The 20,096-nt window shown below is 46.4% G+C and carries 16 protein-coding genes; 4 read left to right on the forward strand and 12 right to left on the reverse strand.

The window, feature by feature from the left end; genetic code table 11:
• The 5 genes from IJ23_RS11425 to IJ23_RS11445 are packed head-to-tail and all read right to left on the reverse strand — an operon-like array spanning nt 1 to nt 4,599.
• The gene (locus tag IJ23_RS11425) at nt 1-1,020 is read right to left on the reverse strand and encodes an ABC transporter ATP-binding protein (RefSeq protein WP_005373862.1); all 1,020 of its coding nucleotides are present in this window, start codon (nt 1,018-1,020) and stop codon (nt 1-3) included.
• Nucleotides 1,017-1,805 (reverse strand): ABC transporter permease, encoded by a 789-nt coding sequence (locus IJ23_RS11430; RefSeq protein ID WP_033906312.1) that lies wholly within the window; start codon nt 1,803-1,805, stop codon nt 1,017-1,019. Before IJ23_RS11430 ends, IJ23_RS11425 begins: the two co-directional genes overlap by 4 nt.
• A 2-nt stretch (nt 1,806-1,807) precedes the next feature.
• On the reverse strand, nt 1,808-2,698 hold the full coding sequence (locus tag IJ23_RS11435; protein ID WP_033906313.1) for an ABC transporter permease: 891 nt from the start codon (nt 2,696-2,698) through the stop codon (nt 1,808-1,810).
• Nucleotides 2,695-3,519 carry an alkaline phosphatase family protein gene (locus tag IJ23_RS11440; RefSeq protein WP_033906314.1) on the reverse strand — a complete coding sequence of 275 codons (825 nt, stop codon included), beginning with the start codon at nt 3,517-3,519 and terminating at the stop codon, nt 2,695-2,697. Before IJ23_RS11440 ends, IJ23_RS11435 begins: the two co-directional genes overlap by 4 nt.
• A gap of 12 nt (nt 3,520-3,531) precedes the next feature.
• Nucleotides 3,532-4,599 (reverse strand): ABC transporter substrate-binding protein, encoded by a 1,068-nt coding sequence (locus tag IJ23_RS11445; protein ID WP_005373851.1) that lies wholly within the window; start codon nt 4,597-4,599, stop codon nt 3,532-3,534.
• Between the two features lie 210 nt (nt 4,600-4,809).
• Between IJ23_RS11445 and IJ23_RS11450 the strand changes: the two genes are divergently transcribed.
• A complete protein-coding gene (locus IJ23_RS11450; protein ID WP_033906315.1) occupies nt 4,810-5,538 on the forward strand; it encodes a UTRA domain-containing protein in 729 nt (242 codons plus the stop codon).
• Nucleotides 5,539-5,600: 62 nt separating this feature from the next.
• Here IJ23_RS11450 and IJ23_RS11455 read toward each other — a convergent pair whose 3' ends face one another.
• The gene (locus IJ23_RS11455; RefSeq protein ID WP_005373846.1) at nt 5,601-7,187 is read right to left on the reverse strand and encodes a BCCT family transporter; all 1,587 of its coding nucleotides are present in this window, start codon (nt 7,185-7,187) and stop codon (nt 5,601-5,603) included.
• Nucleotides 7,188-7,490: 303 nt separating this feature from the next.
• On the opposite strand from IJ23_RS11455, the gene IJ23_RS11460 reads away from it, so the two are divergent.
• The gene (locus IJ23_RS11460; protein ID WP_033906316.1) at nt 7,491-9,899 is read left to right on the forward strand and encodes a beta-mannosidase; all 2,409 of its coding nucleotides are present in this window, start codon (nt 7,491-7,493) and stop codon (nt 9,897-9,899) included.
• A 101-nt stretch (nt 9,900-10,000) separates the two neighbouring features.
• On the opposite strand, the gene IJ23_RS11465 is transcribed toward IJ23_RS11460, so the two are convergent.
• The 5 genes from IJ23_RS11465 to IJ23_RS11485 all read right to left on the reverse strand — a co-directional run bounded on the left by IJ23_RS11465 (nt 10,001) and on the right by IJ23_RS11485 (nt 17,080).
• A complete protein-coding gene (locus tag IJ23_RS11465; protein WP_005387084.1) occupies nt 10,001-10,255 on the reverse strand; it encodes a hypothetical protein in 255 nt (84 codons plus the stop codon).
• Nucleotides 10,256-10,439: 184 nt separating this feature from the next.
• A complete protein-coding gene (locus IJ23_RS11470; RefSeq protein ID WP_033906317.1) occupies nt 10,440-11,942 on the reverse strand; it encodes an efflux transporter outer membrane subunit in 1,503 nt (500 codons plus the stop codon).
• Nucleotides 11,939-15,001 carry an efflux RND transporter permease subunit gene (locus tag IJ23_RS11475; RefSeq protein WP_033906318.1) on the reverse strand — a complete coding sequence of 1,021 codons (3,063 nt, stop codon included), beginning with the start codon at nt 14,999-15,001 and terminating at the stop codon, nt 11,939-11,941. Before IJ23_RS11475 ends, IJ23_RS11470 begins: the two co-directional genes overlap by 4 nt.
• Nucleotides 15,002-15,011: 10 nt before the next feature.
• Nucleotides 15,012-16,094 (reverse strand): efflux RND transporter periplasmic adaptor subunit, encoded by a 1,083-nt coding sequence (locus IJ23_RS11480; RefSeq protein ID WP_033906319.1) that lies wholly within the window; start codon nt 16,092-16,094, stop codon nt 15,012-15,014.
• A gap of 104 nt (nt 16,095-16,198) precedes the next feature.
• A complete protein-coding gene (locus IJ23_RS11485) occupies nt 16,199-17,080 on the reverse strand; it encodes a LysR family transcriptional regulator (RefSeq protein WP_033906320.1) in 882 nt (293 codons plus the stop codon).
• A 112-nt stretch (nt 17,081-17,192) separates the two neighbouring features.
• Here IJ23_RS11485 and IJ23_RS11490 point away from each other — a divergent pair, with 112 nt between their 5' ends.
• Nucleotides 17,193-17,552 carry a DUF6559 family protein gene (locus IJ23_RS11490; protein WP_017819807.1) on the forward strand — a complete coding sequence of 120 codons (360 nt, stop codon included), beginning with the start codon at nt 17,193-17,195 and terminating at the stop codon, nt 17,550-17,552.
• A 137-nt stretch (nt 17,553-17,689) separates the two neighbouring features.
• Nucleotides 17,690-18,724 carry an ABC transporter substrate-binding protein gene (locus IJ23_RS11495; protein WP_033906321.1) on the forward strand — a complete coding sequence of 345 codons (1,035 nt, stop codon included), beginning with the start codon at nt 17,690-17,692 and terminating at the stop codon, nt 18,722-18,724.
• Nucleotides 18,725-18,830: 106 nt separating this feature from the next.
• On the opposite strand, the gene tyrS is transcribed toward IJ23_RS11495, so the two are convergent.
• Complete coding sequence (gene tyrS, locus IJ23_RS11500; RefSeq protein WP_033906322.1) at nt 18,831-20,090, reverse strand: tyrosine--tRNA ligase; 1,260 nt, start codon at nt 20,088-20,090, stop codon at nt 18,831-18,833.
• Nucleotides 20,091-20,096 lie beyond the last annotated feature (6 nt).

The raw sequence follows: 20,096 nt of genomic DNA on the forward strand, positions 1-20,096 counted from the left end.
TTAGGCTCTCACTGGTTGAATTTCGTTTAGGTTAAAGAGTAGTTCTAGTTGGCTGCCATTCGCTAGTAAGCGTTCTGAAGAGCGGTTAAGTAAGTCAACAGTGAGCTCACACTCTTCAACGTTCACTTGATAGCGAATAACATTACCTAGAAGCTGGTGGTTGGTGATCGTACCTACTTGTGGCGCTGAGATGTGGCTATCATATTGACGACCTTGCTCTTTTACATATATAGACTCTGGGCGAATCGCCACTTTCCATTCGGTATCAATGTTGAAGAGTTGCTTGGCTTTATTGGCCTCTACAAGGTTGTAGTGCCCCATGAAACCGGCCACAAACTCGTTAGCAGGATGAGTATAGATTTCTTCAGGTGTTCCTGCTTGAACAATTTCTCCTTTACTCATTAGGAAGATACGATCAGACATAATCATCGCCTCTTCTTGGTCATGAGTTACGAAGATAGTGGTGAGATTCATCTCTTTCTGAATATCTCGGATTTGCTGACGAAGGTGTTTGCGGATTTTGGCATCAAGCGCAGAAAGTGGTTCATCAAGCAATAATATGCGAGGTTTCACCACCAACGCTCGAGCGAGTGCGACACGCTGGCGCTGACCGCCAGAAAGTTGATGCGGATAGTGTTTTTCTTTACCTGCCAGATCCACCAGTTTGATGACTTTAGCCACTTCACGTCGAATATCATCATTCGCAAGCTTTTTCATTTTTAAGCCAAATGCAATGTTGCCTTCGACGGTCATATTGGGAAACAGCGCATACGATTGAAAGACCATCCCAATACCACGCTCTTGCGGGACTTGATGCGTGATATCTTCTCCGTTTACCCAAATCTCGCCTCCATCGACAGGGTTAAGCCCAGCAAGGCTGCGAAGTAGTGTCGATTTACCACAACCGCTAGGGCCTAAAAGCGTAATGAATTCACCTTGCTCGATGTTAAAGTGAATGTCCTCAAATACGGTGTTATCACCAAAACGTTTAGTCAGATTTTTCGCTGTTACGTAGCTCATTGTTTGACTCCTCGGCTGAAACGACTTGCCAACCAAGTCAGTAAAAAAATAAATAGGAAGTAGGTCATCACTAAGGCAGACGTAAAGTGGCCGCTCGTCTGACGCATGTTATACAAGTAGATTTGCAGGGTTTCATAACGTGTGCCGACTAAAATATTGGCGAACACAAACTCTCCCAATAGAAATGAAAATGAAAGGAAAAGCGATGCCATCAGTCCTTTTTTGAGGTTAGGTAAAATGACCATCAAAAACGCTTTGGTTGTGCTTGCCCCTAGCAAGTGTGCAGCGTCCATTAAATCGTTAAGGTTAATTGCTTCGAAGCTATTAGAAATCGCACGATACATGAACGGTAACGCGATGGTGAAGTAAGTACCTACTAGAATCCAAGGAGTACCGATAAGGGAGATTTCACTGTCAGCATAAAGTTGAAGCAAGCCGACGGAGGACACCACTGGTGGTACAGCGAATGGTAGCAAAATCAATACGTTCATGAGCTTATCGAGCTTCGGAAAGTAGTAAAACACCACGAATATCGCTGGCAGAACCAGAATCACACTGAGGGTTAGCGAAGCAATACAAATAAACAGCGAACGCCCAAACGCTTGCAAAAAGCGTGGGTCGGTCAGCAATTTAACGTACCAATCAAAAGTGAAACCATCTGGAAGCACCGTGGCGCCCCAGCGTGATGAAAGCGAATAGACAAAGGTCGCTAAAATCGGGATGAGCATGATCCCAACAATGGAATAAACCACCGTTTTATGGAATCGATTATTAACGTTGTGCATGACTACTTCCTACCTGCATAGCTTTTCGAAATGAGCCATTGGTTAATCACTGTGATAAAGGCAAGTAACGCCATTAGAATCACCGAAATTGCAGCGGCGAGATTAGGTTCAAGGAACAGGTCTCCCGATACCAGACTCGCAATTCGAATTGTGATGACGTTATAGTTACCGGAGGTCAACGCATAAACACTCGCATATGCGCCAATTGCGTTGGCTATTAAGATAATAAAGGTACCGAATAAGGCTGGTGAGAGCACTGGCAGAGCGATTTTCGCCCAATACTGTGATGTTTTGGCTCCCAGTAGCGCAGCAGCTGCTTGCCAATCATCACTCAACGCATCGAACGCAGGGTAGAGCAACAACACCGCCAGCGGGATTTGGAAGTAGATGTAAATGGCCAGCAGGCCCCATTTACCATAAAGGTCGAAATCACCGAGTAAGCCATACTGCTTGAGCAAAAGGGTAATCGCCCCATTGGTGCCCAAAATAATAATAAAAGCGAATGACAGAGGTACGCCTGCAAAGTTGCTGCTCATGTTCGTAAACGCAATCACACCGTCGCGGACTTTAGAATCGACTCTGCGCAGAGAAGAGACCAACAGAGTCGCAATGGCTAAGCCAAAAATGCTCGACCATATAGCTAACCACAAACTGTTGCCAAACGCCTGCATCATAAAGGCGGAGTCGAGCACTTCAATGTAGTTATCGAAGGCAAACTCGCCATCGTAGATAAAGCTGTTTAACAGCACCCAAATCATCGGTGCGAGTTGAAATAGGTAGAAAAACAGCGCGAAAGGCACCAACCAAATGGCTGGCTTAAAGCGCTTTAACCAAGTACTTGCCAAATTTGAGCGTGATTCGCTGGAGCTTGGGGAGAGGACTGAACTGCTCATAGTGCTAACAATTCCTGAGTGTATGGCTTCGTGTGGTCAAGGTTTAGCAATTGACAAACGGTGCCACAAATATCAGTTTGCTTAACATGACAATCTTGATGGGTAAACTTATCACCAATGACAAACAGGGGAACTTCTCGCTCTTCAGGTAAAATCCCACCATGAGAAAGATCGTTGTTCATGCCATGATCGCTGGTCACAATGATTTGATACCCATCAGCAAGCCATTGATCGATGTAGTTGGAAAGAATAATGTCTGCACCTCGCGCACAATTGCGGTATTGGCGAGAGTCTAGGCCAAACTTATGTCCTGTATCGTCGATATTCATCGGATGGATCAATAAAAAATCAGGTTGATAGTTGCGACGTAAATACTCTGCGTCCAGGAACAAGGCTTCATCAGGATAATGATCCCAATGGTAAAAGCAGCCATGCTGGATATTCAGGGTTTCATCATGCGTGAAACGATCGCGAACAGGTTCAAATGGCGCGCGATTATAAAGCTCACTTACCCAATGGTAGGCAGCCGCAGCGGTCACTTTTCCTTGGGCTTTTGCCAAACTGAAAATGGAATCGTGTTTGGATAGACGAACGATATTGTTGTTTACGATGCCGCTTTCTACAGGGCGAACGCCCGTTAAAATGCACTCATAAAGTGGGCGAGACATAGAGGGCAGCTCACACTGCACAGGATAAAGCGTTGCGCGAGTTTCTTGTTGGGAACGACTTTGTTCTAGAAGACCATTGAGGTAGCCCATGCAATCACGGGCTACCTGATAGTTCAGTCCATCTAGAACAACAAGGATGACCTTATTGCTCATAACGACTTACTCTTATTGCTGGTGGATTAAGACACTTTCTTGCCATTGACGTGGCAGCTTACGTGCGGACTTTTCCCAAGCTGAGAAGTCAGTCACTGGGTGAACATTGCTGTATTGGTCATTAGCAATTAGCTTGTCTTGCACTGCTTGAGGCAGTGTGATGTTGGTGCGGATTGGACGCGCATAACCTTCTGCTAAGTTGATTTGCCCTTGATCGCTGAAGATGTATTCACGAGCAAGCTTTGCTGCATTAGGGTTCTTCGCGTATTTATTGATTATGGTTGTATAACCAGAAATCACAGAGCCATCTTGAGGAATGCTCACTGTAAAGCGGTCGCGGTCAATTTTGTCGCGGTAGTTCAATGCATTGAAGTCCCACATGATCGCCACTTCAACTTCGCCTTTTTCTAGGTTGGCGATGTTCGGATCGGTAAATGAAAGACGACCTTGCTTCGCGAGTTCAGAAAAGAATTTGAGCGCAGGCTTGAGGTTGGATTCGTCCCCACCGTTGGCGAAAGCTGCGGCGAGAACCGCGTTGTTTGCCTGTGCTGCTACGCCTACGTCACCTACGGTCACTTTGTAGTCGCCTTTTAATAGGTCATCCCACGTTTTTGGCGCGTCTTTTACGAGGTTATTGTTGGAGATAAAAGAAATAGTGCCAGTGTAGGCAAGTGCCCAATGACCATCTTCGTCTTTTGCCCAATCTGGGATGTCATTCCAAGTTGTTGGTTTATATGGCTGAGTGACGCCTTTTTTAACCGCTACACGTGCGAAGGCAAAGCCTACGTCACCAATGTCTGCGGTCGCGTTTTTCTTCTCAGCTTCGAATTTTGCGATTTCTTGAGCCGAGCTCATATCCGTGTCTTGGTGCTTAAGGTTGTAATTTGACTTTAAATCAGCCCAAGTGTCTTTCCAGTTTGCCCAACTGTCAGGCATACCCACACTGTAAACCGCCCCTTCTTTTTGTGCTGCTGCTACCAAAGATTCAATATCGGCTTCTTTCGCTACTGTTGGCGTAGCGAGCGTTACCGCAATGATTGCCGCTGGTGCGGTAATTGAACGACTTAGCAAAGTTTTCATTGTCTCCATCCTTCTGGACTAGGTCAGTAAGTTCGCTTTGTATGCTATGGATGGAATGTGACGATTTAGCGCAAGTAATTTGACAGTTTTGCTGATTTTATATGGCACTTATATTTCATACGTTCAGTATGTGTTCTGTTGATTAATGTCATATTTTTGTTACGTAAACGCCTTATGTTATTCGTCAAATTATCGTTGGACTAGATCAGAATGAGAGCGACAGGCACCGGACAATTTGGTACCCAATTAGGAAAAATTAGAAGCAGCTTAAAACAGCAGATTCTTTCCGGCATCATGTCGGAAGGACAAAAACTGCCGTCAGAGAGAGAGCTCAGTGAGCTGTTTTCTACAACTCGAATCACTATCAAAGATGCGTTGGTGTCTTTAGAAACTGAAGGTCTTATTTATCGAGAAGAGCGCCGGGGTTGGTATGTATCTCCTGAGCGTATCTGTTACAACCCGTTGTCTCGTTCTCACTTCCATCAGATGATTCGAGAGCAGCATCGTATTGCAGAAACTAAGTTACTCAACGTGCGAAGTGAAATGGCCGCAGGTGAGTATGCCAAATCGTTAGAGGTGGAGCTAATTACCCCAATTTATGTAATTGAACGGTTACGTTTTATTGATGGGCGAGCGGTATTGTTTGTTGAGAACGTGCTCAAAGCGGCACTGTTTGAGGGTATATTGTTTGAGAACCTCACCATGTCCCTGACGGGCATTTATCGTGAGAAGTATGGTTACGAGACAAAGCGCTCTCGTTTTGATGTGATTCCCACGTCAGCTCCTGCTCATGTCGCTAAGGCGTTGAACCTAGTTGAAGGACAACCCGTTCTGAAAATTCGGCGGGTAAACTACAAACAAGATGGGCATTTAATGGACTGCGAATTCGAGTATTGGCGTCCAGACGCAGTGATGATTCGCATTGATAGCGTAGGATAAAGCGCAGAATTAAAAAGAGCCCAATGAAGGGCTCTTTTTCGCATATTGGTTAGAGAGGCGGTTTAAACGAGGCCTTGCTCTTTCGCCATTCTGCTTGCAATGCCGGGTGCTTTCCAAATGCTTGGCAGCAAAATGAAAGACACAGGTACGGCGGTAATCACAATGAAAGACTGCAATGCAGAAATACCACCAGAGCCCATTGAGATAAGCGCAATAGCGACAATACCCATAATCAGCCCCCAGAACGAGCGAATCACTGCGTTTGGTTCTGTTGAGCCCGTCATCACTACACTTATTGTGTAAGTCATCGAGTCACCCGTCGTCACGATAAATGTTGTCGTTAAGATCAGGAAAAGAACCGAAATGATCATTGGGTAAGGTAATTCACCAGTAATCGCTAGCAGTGCTGCAGGCAAGTTAAAGCCTTCAAACGCAGATGAAATCAAACCAGGGTTATCAAGTTCAAACGCAAGGCCACTGCCACCAACGATACTAAACCAGAAGCAAGTAATCAGCGGTGCCGCGATGCTAATAGACATGATTAATTGGCGAATTGTACGACCACGAGAGATACGAGCAATAAAGATCGCCATCATTGGGCCATAACCGATAAACCAACCCCAGAAGAATACTGTCCACCAACTTAGCCAGCCTGTATCACCACGGTAAAGTGCCATAGGGAAGAAGTTATCCACCATACGACCAACGCCTTGCACGTAGCCATCAACGATAAAGCTTGTCGGCCCGAAGAACAGGATGTAACCAATTAATAGTACAGACAAAATGATGTTGTAACGACTGACGATTTGAATACCCTTGCTCAATCCGCTCAGTGCGGAAAGGGTATACATCAGGATCGCCGCCATAATAACCATACTTTGCGTTACGAACGTATCTGGCAGGCCAAACAATGAGTTTAGCGCGTAGCTAATTTGTAAACCTAAGAAGCCGATAGGACCGATGGTTCCTGCTGCTACTGCAATGATGCTACATGCGTCAGCAACATCACCAATCCAGCCTTTAATGGCTTTATCACCAAACACAGGGTAAAGCAGAGTACGCGGCTTAAGAGGCAGGCCTTTATCGTAATGCAAGTGCATTAAGACAATGGAAGATAGACCACCAAGGATCGCCCAAGCTAAGAAGCCCCAGTGCATAAAAGACTGAGATAGGGCATTGATTGCGGCAGTTTTCGGTGAGGCTTCCCCGTATAGAGGCGGAGCAGTCACAAAGTGCGCGATAGGCTCAGCTGCGGCCCAGAACACACCACCACCTGCAAGTAGAGTACAGAGTACGATTGACAACCACTTAAAGTTATCAATATCAGGTTTCGCTAGACCACCTAGGCGCACATAACCAGTGCGACCAAACGCAAGAGCCAAACCAATTAGGAAATTCAGAAGAAGCAGTACTTGCCAGTAAGCTCCGAAATATTTAGTAGCAAAGCCGAAGCCGGTGTTAACCATTGCGGTTAGAGAGTCGGTATTCGTTAGAGCAAGTAAAACGAATAGAGTGAGGAAGCTACCACTTAACCAAAAGACAGGATTGGTGAGTTCGAGGCGCTTGAGTAAAGATGGGGGATGAATAGCAGAATAGTCAGCATCCTGAATAGGCGCTGTGTGGGAGGCGGCATTCGTCATATTTGACATAATTACTTCGCTTTTTAGGGCTATGAAGCCGTGCATTTCCCCTCACATCGTTTCGACGAAAAGTGTGAGGATGTTCAAAAAGCCGATGATGTTAACATGTCGAAGTTGCAAATATAACCTTAGATTTCGATTAATTTTTAACAGGTTAGCCAAGTTGCTGATTTTTGGGTAGAGATCAAAAGAAAGAGTTTTTACGTGAAATGCACCGCATTTCGTATGTAATTAACATTTCCCTTGTTTTTGCATGGGATTATCAGGATTACATTGAGAAAACATGTTTTTCCCAAGCTAAGGTTTAACTCGATGGCTCACTTCGAACTTAACGGGCAGTGGATGCTTACCTCGCCACAGCGCCCCAATCTTGAAATTCCAATGTTTATTCCGGGCGATAATGTGTCGGCGCTTTTACAAGCAGAGCAGATTCCAGATCCTTATTTTGCCGATAATGAAAACAAAGTTCGATGGATTGAAGAGTGTGAGTGGCATATCTCACGTGAGTTTGACGTCGACGCGTTTACGTTGTCTGCCAAGCAAATTTGGATGACGCTAACTCGTGTCGATACATTGGCAACCTTCTATGTTAATGGTGAGCTAGCACTAACTTGCAGCAACATGTTTACCCAGCAACGTGTGGATATTAAACCGCATTTAAAGCAAGGTACTAACACGATTCGGGTTGAGTTTGCTCGGGCGGATTTAGAAGGTATCGCAAGAGCAAAAAAACTGCCATTTCCTATTCCATCGGCAATGGGCAACAACCAAATTCCACACATGAACTTGATCCGCAAAACACAATGCCATTCCGGATGGGACTGGGGCATTTGCTTGATGGTATCGGGTATTTACGACCCCATTCAAATCGACATTGTGAATGAGCTTTGGCTCAAAGGCTTCTCGACAGAGCAGCAATGGCAAGCCGATGGGAGTGTGTTTCTTGATGTAGTAGTTGAAGTGGAAACGGACAGTCAACGCCATGAAATGATGGTTGAATTTAATGGTGGGCGTCAATGTATTCAAACAAAAGGAAGTGGTCACTATCATTGCCAGTTCCACATTTTGGAGCCTCAACGCTGGTGGCCATCGGGTTATGGCGAAGCGTATCTCTATCCCATTACCATTTCTTGCAGAGAGCAAAAGTTAACGCACAACATTGGTTTGCGTCAGTTAACCCTAAATAACCAAGCTGATGAGCACGGCTCTGCAATGGAATTTATCGTCAATGGCGTACCGATTAATGCTAAAGGTGCCAACTGGATCCCTATTGACGCAATGCCGGGGCGAGAGTACGAAACACGTTATCGCAACCTTTTGCAAAGTGCGGTTGACGCCAACATGAACATGATTCGCGTATGGGGCGGTGGTCAGTACGAGAGTGAAACCTTTTATAACCTTTGTGATGAACTTGGTTTGTTGGTGTGGCAAGACATGATGTTCGCCTGCTCGTTGTACCCATCAAACGACGAGTTTTTAAAAGACGTAGAAGAAGAACTTAGATTCCAAATCCCGAGGCTTAAGAAGCACCCATCAATCGCACTTTGGTGTGGTGACAATGAAGTGATTGGAGCTATTGGTTGGTATGACGAATCTAAGCGCAGCAAAGTCAAATACACGGTTAACTACGATCGCCTCAACCGCATGATTGAGAAGGAGATTACCGAGCAAGATAGCACTCGCCGTTTCTGGCCAAGTTCCTCATGTAATGGTGAACTGGATTTCGGTGATGCGTGGCATGATGATAGTAAAGGCGATATGCACTTTTGGGACGTTTGGCATTCAGGAAAATCATTCAGTGCTTACGTTGACGTGAATCCTCGTTTTTGCTCTGAGTTTGGTTTTCAATCTTGGCCATCTTTTGCTGAAGTTAAGCGGTTTGTCCCTGAGCAAGACTGGAATATTACATCCCCAACTTTCGAACAACATCAGAAGAACCCTCGAGGTCATAGTATTATTACAGAGATGTTCACGCGCTATTTTCGTTTTCCCTCTGGATTCGAGAGCATGCTGTATTTAAGTCAAGTTCAGCAGGCAATCGCGATCAAAACTGCATGCGATCATTGGCGTGCCATTTCTCCAGTTTGTCGCGGCATGCTGTACTGGCAACTCAACGACAATTGGCCTGTCAGTTCTTGGTCTAGTTTGGAATACAGTGGTCGATGGAAGCAGTTGCACTACCATGCGAAGCGATTTTTTGCGCCACAGTATTTGGTATTTTCCGAGCATACAGGCAAGTTGAGCCTACATTTGCTCAATGATGCCAAAGAGTCCGCAAGCGTCAACGCACTGCTTAAGTGGGTAGATTGGCAAGGGGAAGAAAAGCAATGTTGGAGCTTAGAACAAACAGTCATAGCAGACAGCAATACGATTTTGTGGCAATTGGATGAATCGATCGAGAAGGACGAACTTACGTCAGGCTTCTTCTATGTTGAAGCGCAAATCGGTGAAGACAGAATAAGCAACACATGGTTTAGTACTCACGAGCTAAAAACCTTGCCGATAGCGAAAGCCAATATAGGTGTCTCTATTGAAGGGAGGAAAATTACATTGATTGCGGATAAGCCTGCGTTTTTTGTTCATTTGGAGAGTGATGCTGATGGAAGGTTCAGTGACTCTAGTTTTACTCTGTTGGCCAAGGTTCCAATGACGGTTGAGTATTTAGGTGATGATGTTTCAGGTATGCAGCAGTCGTTGAGGGTATGCCACCTTAATGATTAAAGCGGGCATAGAACATCTACATGCTGATAACTAAAAAGGGAGCGTTTGCTCCCTTTTTAGTTACCAAGTATCCGTTATTAAGCTCAGGTTGAGACAGAAGTTTATTTAAGTTTCTGATGGACCCGATAGCTAACGACAAAGCCAATGTAGAATAGTGCAGCAAGAGTAATCACTGCCGTCGCGTACGCCAGCAGGCTGTTTAACCCTAAACCAAAAGCCAAAGTGAAGGCGATACCATGAATGGCTTCCGCAGGGATTCGGTACCAAGCAGCGTGGACGGAAGATCCGAAGAGGATAAAGGTACTAAGTAAGACAATCGTGCCGCCTATAAAGCCGACCCATCTGCTGTTGTTCATGTTGCAGTCTCAGGGGTTACCGAGGTAACGTAACAAAATATTTCAGAGTCGTATTATACAACCGAGAGAGGGTATGGGTGGTAGAAATATTTGCCTCACAAACTAAGAGGCCATCTAAGTGGCCTCTTTTTAACCGATTTAACGGCATCCGTTATGACGCAAAGGTGTGAGGCTTGTAAGAAACCTAACCTTTGGCATTCGTTTGGGGTTGTGCTTTTGGTCGTATCGTCCAATCACCACCAAGCGATTTGTAGAGCGTAATCGTAGCTTGTGCGGTTTGTAACTTTGCCGCGACTTGCTGATCTTGCATCATGCGTTGCTGACGTTGCGCATCTAAAACCGATAAGTGATCAATCAAGCCAGCGCGGTACAGTGACTTGGCTTTGTTGACGGCGTTATTGGTGGCTTTCAATGCATCATCGATTCGGCGCTGACTTTCTTGGCTGCGACCATAAGCAAACAGTGTGGATTCGGTTTCTGCTAAAGCCGCCTCGACCGTATGTTGATAAGACAATGTCGCCGAATCAAAACGCGCTTGGTTGATGGCTTCAATCGCTTCGCCACGCCCCCCATCGAACAAGTTCCAGCTTACGCCAGCCGCACCCATCCAACCGAAAGAATCGCTACTGAAGAGATCGTCAAAGCTTGACGCCGACAACCCCGGAGCGCCCGTCAAAAAGAACTTCGGATATTGATCAGCAACGCTTGCTGCTAACTCTTCATTGAGCGCGGCCATTTCACGCTCGGCTAAGCGAATATCGGTACGACGTTTCAATAGATCGGAAGGTAAACCGACCGGCACCATGTCCTGCATGACAGGTACACTATGCTGCTTAGATAGGCGGATTTCGACTTGTGTTAGCGGCTCACCAAGCAATACTGCTAAACGATGTTTGTGCGCTTGTTGGGCAATCTCTAACTGCGGAACGAGCGATTCCATTGCCGCAAGTGTGGCCTTCGTTTGGGCTAAATCGAGATCAGAACCGTAGCCGCTGCGCACGACTTTTTCGACGAGATCAAGTGTACGTCGTTGATCTTCTAAGTTCGACTTTGCCAACTCAAGGCGTTCGCTTGCGCCTTGGTATTGCAAGTAGTTATGAATCAAATCCGCCGTGATCACCGTGTTCAAGCCGTTTTGATAAATTTGAGCTTGTTCGAGATGAATTTGTGCCGCGTTTGCTTGGCGGTCGATACGCCCAAACAGATCAGCCTCCCAAGCCATACTCGCGCCTGCAAATACGCCATCGTGCTGATTATCCATTAGGGTGACGTTACCAATTTGAGGTGGCAGACCCGGCATGGAATCACTGAGTGGATTCAATATCGGACCGAGTGAAGAGTCATTTTTGCTGAACTGATAGTTCATGTAAACCGCACTAAGATTAATTGTCGGTACCTTGAATGACTCCACCATGGTTTTATAGTTGTTGGCCATTTTCACCCGCTCGGCCGCCACTTTCAGCGGAATGTTTTGGTTCTGCATGTCTTGAACCATTTGATTCAACACCGGATCGTGAAACTTAGTCCACCAAAACTCAACGTGTTGTAAATCGGTACTCAACCCTGCATTTTCGGCGTTCAAGTAGGTTTCTGCCATACTGGTGGTCGGTGCTTGGTAGTCTGGTCCCACCGCACAGCCCGCTAAACTTAGGGCTAGAACGACAGGCGTTAGAATGAATTTTTTCACGATGACGCCTCCTCTAGCTCAGCGTTGGTTTGTGTGGATGGTACTTTTTCTTTGTAAGCAAGGCGATACAGTGCAGGCATGACAAACAGTGACAATATGGTTGCGGCTGCCAAGCCTCCGATGATGGTTGCCGCCATTTGGTCAAACAGCAGGTCTGACAGCAGCGGGATCATGCCGAGCGCGGTCGTTAACGCACCCATAGAAATGGCCATAGTACGGTTGATCGTGGCTTCTTTGATCGCGTCAGACAAGCTCTTGCCATTTGTGCGTTCGAGCTCAATTTGATCCATTAGTACGATGCCATTTTTGATGATCATCCCGGTCAGTGTAATAGCTCCGATTAGCGCCATAAAGCCAAATGGTTTATCGAATCCAAGCAGAGCAAACACCGCCCCTGATGCTGCCAGTGGTAGCGTTGCGAGGATGATGATTGGCTGCTTAAAGCCGTTGAACATCGCGACTAAAATGATCACCATGATCAGCATTGCTTTTGGTTGCTGCTTCATGATGTCGGTGACCGCTTTGTCTTCATCGTAATATTCGCCGCCCCATTCCATGCTGTAACCCGCCGGAAGTTGGATAGCTTCAACCTGATCTTTAATGGCATTTCTTACGTTCGCTGGTGTGGAGTCTCGGCTCACACCCGCTTGAACCGTGATGGTTTTCACGCGGTCGCGTTGCCAAATCATGCTCTCTTCGGTGACCAGTTCGAATCCATCCACCACTTGACCAAGCGGAACGCTGTTAAAGCCAAGTAGCGAGCGCACAGGTAGCGTTTCTAGTGACGCCATGTTTTGCGATGTGCCACGTAGCTGAATTGGAATCAACTCATCATTCAGGTTCATTTGTCCGAGCGGCATGCCGTCTGATGCGCGTTTTAGCGCGAAAGCGACATCGGCGCAGTTAATGCCTGCTTGACGCATTTTGTCTTGGTTTAGAATCGGCTTGAGCACTTTGCTTTCTTGGCGCCAATCATCGCGAATGTATTTTGCATCAGGGTTTGAAGCAAAAATCGTTTTCGTTTCCGCCGCTAGTTGATGCAATACGGTTTCATCCGGACCAGAAAAACGCACTTCAACCGCGAACTTATCTTTGGTTGCCAGCTTCAGCGCTCGAAAGCGAGGTTCGGCATCAGGAAACGCCTCTTTCAGCCAATCATCCCCACGCGTTACCAAGTGGCTGATGCTCTCGTAGTCTTTGGTGTTGATCAGAATCTGGCCGTAGGCAGGGTCGAGCGGCTCAGGCTCTACCGTTACCGAGAAGCGAGGTGCACTGGTGCCGACGTAGCTAGAGATACTTTCCACTTCTGGTTGTGCGACCAACCATTCTTCAACTTTGCGCATGTCTGCCGAGGTTTGTTCAATCTTGGCACCATTGGGTAGCCAGTAATCGAGAAACACAATTGAGCGATCCGACTGAGGAATAAAGTTCACGGCCACATACGGGATTGCCACGGCGGTGACTAAAATCAACGGAACCAAAGCGGCTAAAGCTTTACGCGGGTTGTCCACCGTCCAGAATACCAACTGTTTATAACGGCTCGGTTTGGTCTCTTCGCTGTTAGCTTTTGGCTTGATGAACATCCACGCCATTAATACTGTAAACGTCATCGCGACGATCCATGAAAGCAACAGTGACGATGCCACAATGTAGAACACAGAGCTCGCAAACTCGGCGGAGTCGGTTTTGGAGAACAACACTGGGCTTGCACCCATAATCGCGATGATAGTTGCGCCTAAAAGTGGCACGGCGGTCTCTTTGACGGAATCAATCGCGGCGCGAGTTCGCTCGATACCTTTGTTGAGCTTGGCGATCATCATATCGGTGATCACAATGGCGTTATCCACCAACATGCCCAGTGCGAGAATAAACGTACCTAGCGAGACACGGTGCAAATCGATGCTGGCGATGTTCATGTATACAAGCGTGAGCAAAATCGTCAGGAGCAAGCTTGCGCCAACGATGGTTGCACTCTTAAAGCCCATGAAAACCAACAACACCACAAAAACAATCGCGACACTTTCAAGCAGGTTGCCAACAAAGTCGTCGATAGACTTTTGTACTTCTTCAGGTTGATAAGCAACGGTCGAGATGTCGACACCCAGCGGCAGCGTTGCCTGGTAGTTAGCGATGATGTCTTGAATCGTATCGCCAAGTGACACCACGTTAATGCCTTGAACTGGGCTCACCGCCAAGGTGACAGCGGGCTCTCCGTTGTAGCGGTTTTCTGCCAATGCTGGTGTTTGATAACCCATGGTGATGTCGGCGATGTCACCAAGACGAATCAACCCCGAGCCAAACTCGCCGGTGCCACCATTGATGATTAAATTGCGAATGTCTTCTAGAGACTGAAACTCACTGGTTTGCGCAATACGAATACGCTCTGTACCTGCATCGAATTTTCCCGCTTCGAACGTGCTGTTTTGTGTGCTCAGTTGGTTCCAAACTTGTGCTATCGACAAACCATATTGAGCCAAGCGCTCGTCTGGCATATCGATATGTACAACGCGAGGTTGAATGCCGTGTAGCTCGATCTTTTTGATGCCGTCGACGGCTTTGATTTGGCGTTGCAGCTCTTTGGCGTAGCGACGCAACTCTTCTGGCGCAGCATCTGTGCTGTGGATAGAGAAAAGCATGCCGTAGACTTCAGAGAACTCGTCTTGCACTACGCTGATCTGTGCACTGGAAGGCAGCTGCAGTTTTACATCGTCCACTTTGCGTCTCAATAAGTCCCATTCCTGCGGAAGTGCTTTGGAATTAAGGCTCTCTTTGAGGTCAACAAAGACCATAGACAAACCTGGGCGAGACAATGAGCGCAAGCGATCCAACTCTGCCATTTCCTGCAATTTGGTTTCCACGGTATCGGTGACTTGGTGCTCGACTTCTTCGGCAGACGCACCCGGATAAAGGGTCACGACTACCGCAGTTTTTACCGTAAAGCTCGGGTCTTCCAACTTGCCTAAGTCGAAGTAAGAATAGATGCCAGCGATCACGCTCAATACGATAAAGAACAGAACGAACTTACGTTGGCGAATCGCGAATTCAGCTAAATTGATCATGGATTCGCACCTACAACGTCTTGATGGTCAGGTTTGGGGCGGCATCGCCCTCGCTCAGATAATGGCTACCGCTGATCACCACATAATCGCCTTGCTCAAAACTTCCGGTCACACACGCTTGGTATGCGTCGATAGAGTCAAGATTGACAGGCTCTGAATGAATAACCGCATCACGAACCACATTCACGTGCAGAGTCTGTTTCTCACCCAAAATTGCAGAGTAAGGAAAGCAATGGCTTGAGTGACTGGTGTTGAGCGCGGTATTTACTGTGACTGCTTTACCGTTGAATAGCGCACTGGAAATCGAATCGATGTCTAGCGTGACGGTATAGGTTTGTTTGAGCAGGTGCTTCTTCGGCGCGATTTCTGCCACGGTTGCTCGGTAGGATTGCTCCGAATCATACCAAGTCAACGATGCTGGCTGACCTAGTGCGAATTGCGCAATCATATTTTCCGGTACGTCGATGTCGACTTCCCAACTGCCTTCTTGCTGAATTGACACAACACTGCCGCCCGGCAAGGTTTGTTCATGTGGATCAACAGAAACGTCGGCAACAATGCCAGTGAATGGTGCACGTAGAGTGGTGTAACGTAGGGCATCTTTTGCACGTTGGATGTTTTTCTCAACCACTTTGACGGCAGAGAGGCTACGTTCGTAGCTGCTGATGGCTCGGTCTAAGTTTACGCTGGCAATGGCATCATCAGAAGTCGCTTGTTTTACGCGCTTTAACTCGGCTTTCGCGAGTTTGTGGGCTGATTGTGCTTCTAACATGCGTGCTTGTAATTCTTCTAGTGAGACTTGGTAGTCGTGCTTGTCCAGCATGGCAATGACTTGGCCTTTTTCTACCAAGCTGCCTTTATTTACGAACACGCTTTCCACGGTGCCGGGTACACGAAAAGAGAGTGAGGCGGTTTCTTTTGCTTTTACGATCCCGCTGAATGATTTGTTGAGTTCTTCATTCCTTTCGTTGACTTCAATCACTTGAACGGGTCTGGATGCGCTTGGCTCCTCAACCTGAGGTTGGGCTTGATTACAGCCGAGTAGAGAGAGCGCGATAGTGCTCAGCGCAGCGATTTTGATTTGATGATTCATAAGATGGCTCCATAATTTCGGCGCCATCTTATAATTCACAGATGTTCAGATAATCATGCGTGCGCATGATTCAATGTCACAAATTTTATGACAATAAATGCAAACTACAAAAGTTTTGGGATTTTATTGCACAAATGTTCAATAAGTAACCGGCTAGCTTGGTTCAGCGTTTTCGGTTGAGGATAGAGTAACCACCCCATTTCTTCCGTGACAGCATATTGAGACAATACTTGCACCAATGCACCGGATTCGAGCTCATTTTTTACCAACAGTTTTGGGATATAGCTGATGCCGCGGTCAAGCACTGTGGAGCTTTTAATAAAGCCGATGTTGTTGGAAATGAGTTTTGGTTTGAGCGCTACGTTTTGTTCCTGAAAATGCCAAAGGTTGTCGACATTGCCATTTGGCCAACGAAAACAAATGCACTGATGATCGCTCAACTCTTCTAATGTGGCGGGCGTGCCGTGAGTTTGAAGATAGTTCGGTGAGGCAACGACACATCGGTCTAGCGTTAAGATCTTTCTCGCGACAATGTCTGAGTCAAACAGCATGCCGCCGTGCAGCGCGATGTCCAACCCTTGCTGAAACATATCAATAAAGCCATTGTTGATATTGCGAATGTCGAGTTCAACCTGCGGGTATTGATCCTGAAATTCAAACAAAATGGGTTGAAGATGTTCATAGGTTTCTGGCAGAAGGCCAAGTTTGATTTTGCCGCTGACCTCGATGTTTTCGTTACTGGCTTGCTGGTTTGCCGAATCAAGCAAGGTGAGTACTTTTTGCAGATCTTGGTAGTAGGCATCGCCTTTGTTTGTCAGCGAAAGGCTGCGAGTGGTGCGGTGAAAAAGTTGCGTTCCGAGGTAACGTTCCAGTTCTCCAATGCGTCGACTAACATTTGCTCGTGGCAAGTCCAAAGCATTGGCTGCCGCTGTAAAGCTGCCAAGTTGGACGACTTTGGTGAACAGTTTTAGATCGTCAATTTTCACTCTTGAACTCCATACTCTTTGAGCGCCGTGCTAAACCCTGACACTCTAGAGTATTGATGTGTGGTATACAAAACTTATTATTAATTATCAAAATATAAATAAGGACTTCAACATGTTGAGATTTATACAACGTCGCCGCATTAAGAAAGTGATTAAACTAATGAGTACCAGATTGGTGGTGGGATACGGCAGTCGTGAGTACTTTTCGGTTGGTCAGGTAAAGACGAGCACCAGCGAGTTAAGCGCGTGCCAACAAAAAATTGCGTTAGCATTATATGCGGATCCGCAAGATCTTGATTTGGAAAATCAACCAGAGTTGCAAGCAATACGCTCAGACGTGGCGCATGATTTCTTTTCTGGTGCCGACTATACCGCTCAAGATGTGCTTAATTTACTCGGCTCTGGTGGCTGGAAAGGCGGCCGAATGGAAGATGGAATGTCTCATCATTTTGGTATGCACAGTCGATATTAAAAACATGCGTTAATTTTATAAATTCGATAAATATTTTTGCTGTTAAAGATTAATTAAATTTTCTTTCAATTGGGTAACAATTACCTAATTATGCACCCGAATCCCAGCGCGTCGCTGGACTGGTTGGATCGCATACCATGAAATTAATCATCAAAGGATTGGGGCTGAGTGCTCTTGTGCTCAGCATGTTTGCTCATGCAGATAGCAAAACGTTGAACGTTTATGCATGGGGTGGCTATTTGCCGGAAGCATCGTTAAAAGCGTTTGAAAAACAAGAAGGCGTTACGATTAATTATTCGACCTTTGAGAATAATGAATCAATGTACACCAAGCTAAAATTGCTAAAAGGTTCTGGTTACGATGTGGTTTTTGCTTCTGCGTACTTCATTGAAAAAATGGGTCGAGAAGGGCTGCTTTCGAAAATAGATCACGCTCAAGTGCCAAACATGCAAGACACAATGGACGGTTTACTTGGCCAAGCGCACGATCCGAAAAATGATTACTCTCTGCCTTATATTTGGGGCATTACAGGGATCAGCTACAACGAATCCATGGTTGAGCAACCAGTGAAAAAATGGGCTGACTTATGGGAGCCGCAATACGAACAACAAGTTATGTTGATTGATGACGTCCGCGACGTGTTCGGTATGGCGCTGAAGAAAAATGGCCATAGCGTGAACACAAAAGACGAAGCAGAAATCGAGCAGGCTTTCGATTCTCTAGTTGCGCTGAAAAACAACGTATTACTGTATAACTCAGATGCGCCGCAAGTCCCTTACGTGTCCGGTGAAACATCGGTCGGCATGCAATGGAACGGCAACGCATTCCAAGGACAGGTTGAAATGCCTGAGCTGAAGTTCGTGATGCCGGAAGAGGGCGCGGTATTATGGATGGACAACTTCACTATTCCGTCTGGCAGTAAAAACAAAGCATTGGCGCATAAATTTATTAACTTTATGTACCAATCAGAGAACCAAGCGGAAATCGTGACCAGTTTGGGTTATGCGTCGGCAACGAACGCTGGGCGTGACAAATTGCCAGAAGAGTTGAAAAATAACCGTACTATTTTCCCTTCATCAGAAGACATGAAAAAAGGCGAGTTTATTAATGATGTTGGCGCAGAAACGTTAGCGATTTACGAAAAGTACTGGCAACGTTTAAGAACGCAATAAGCAACGCCTTTGCCTATTGTTAGGCTTAAAATCGTTCAAATTTGAATTCCCCTCATCACGAAAGCGGTGAGGGGAATTTTTTATGGGCTTTGTACTTCGAGTGTTACTACGCGGCACGCTTCACGAGGCAGAAGTGCTTTTTACCGCGTTGCAGTAACCAATATTGATCAAACAGTGGGAAGCTTAAACTCGGGTTATCAGCCGCCACTTTTTCACCGTTTACACTGATGGCGTTGTTGCTGATGTGTTCGCGTGCAACACGCTTCGAACTTGCTAAGCCCGACTCAATCAACAGCTCAACCAAATCTTGTTGTGTGCTCTCAATGCTTGGTAAACCATCCAACTCCAACTGTTTTAATTCACCCAAACTCAGTTGTTGCACATTACCGCTGAATAAAGCTTGAGTGATACGCTCGGCACTGGCTAGGCCTTCTTCGCCATGAACAAATCGCGTCATTTCTTCAGCGAGAATACGTTGTGCTTGTGGCTTACCTTGGCTTGCTTTGTCTTGCGCTTCAATGCTGGCAATTTCTTCGCAGCTCAAGAATGTGTAGTAACGCAAGAAGTGGTAAACGTCGGCGTCTTCTGCGCCAAGCCAGAACTGGTAGAACGCGTAAGGAGAGGTTTTGCTAGGATCTAGCCATACTGCACCGCCTTCGGTTTTGCCAAATTTGGTGCCATCGGATTTGGTGATCAGCGGCAGAGTTAAGCCAAATACTTGCTCACCATTTTGACGGCGAGTTAAATCGATCCCGCTGACGATGTTTCCCCATTGGTCATTGCCACCGATTTGCAAACGGCAACCGTATCGACGGTTTAGCTCGGCAAAATCGTACGATTGCAGTAGGGCGTAGCTAAATTCGGTGAAGGAGATACCTTGGTCAGGTCGTTGCAGGCGTTGTTTTACCGATTCTCGGTTGACCATAGTATTGATTGAGAAGTGCTTACCCACATCGCGGAAGAAGTCGATCACATTGATCGACTTCATCCAGTCAGCGTTGTTTACCATGATCATCGGCTTGGCCAGTTGGTGATTCATCAACTGCTGAATTTGATTAGAAAGATCGTTAACCCAGCCTGAGACGATTTCCTCTGAGTTCAGACTGCGCTCAGTCGCTTTAAAGCTTGGGTCGCCAATCATGCCCGTTGCACCGCCAATCAAGGCAACAGCTTGGTGTCCGGCATCTTGAAAGCGCTTAAGCATAATCAAAGGCACGAGGTGGCCGATATGCAAGCTGCCAGCTGTAGGATCGAAGCCGCAGTAAACGGTTTGTGGCTGTGAGAGAAGTGTCTGAATTTCTTCCAAATCGCTGGCTTGTGCAATCAAGCCACGATCTTGTAAATCTTGCAGTAATGGTGTCGTCATTCTTTT

It is taken from the genome of Vibrio sp. OY15 (genome assembly GCF_000742455.1).
GTDB classification, from domain to species: Bacteria; Pseudomonadota; Gammaproteobacteria; order Enterobacterales; family Vibrionaceae; genus Vibrio; species Vibrio alginolyticus.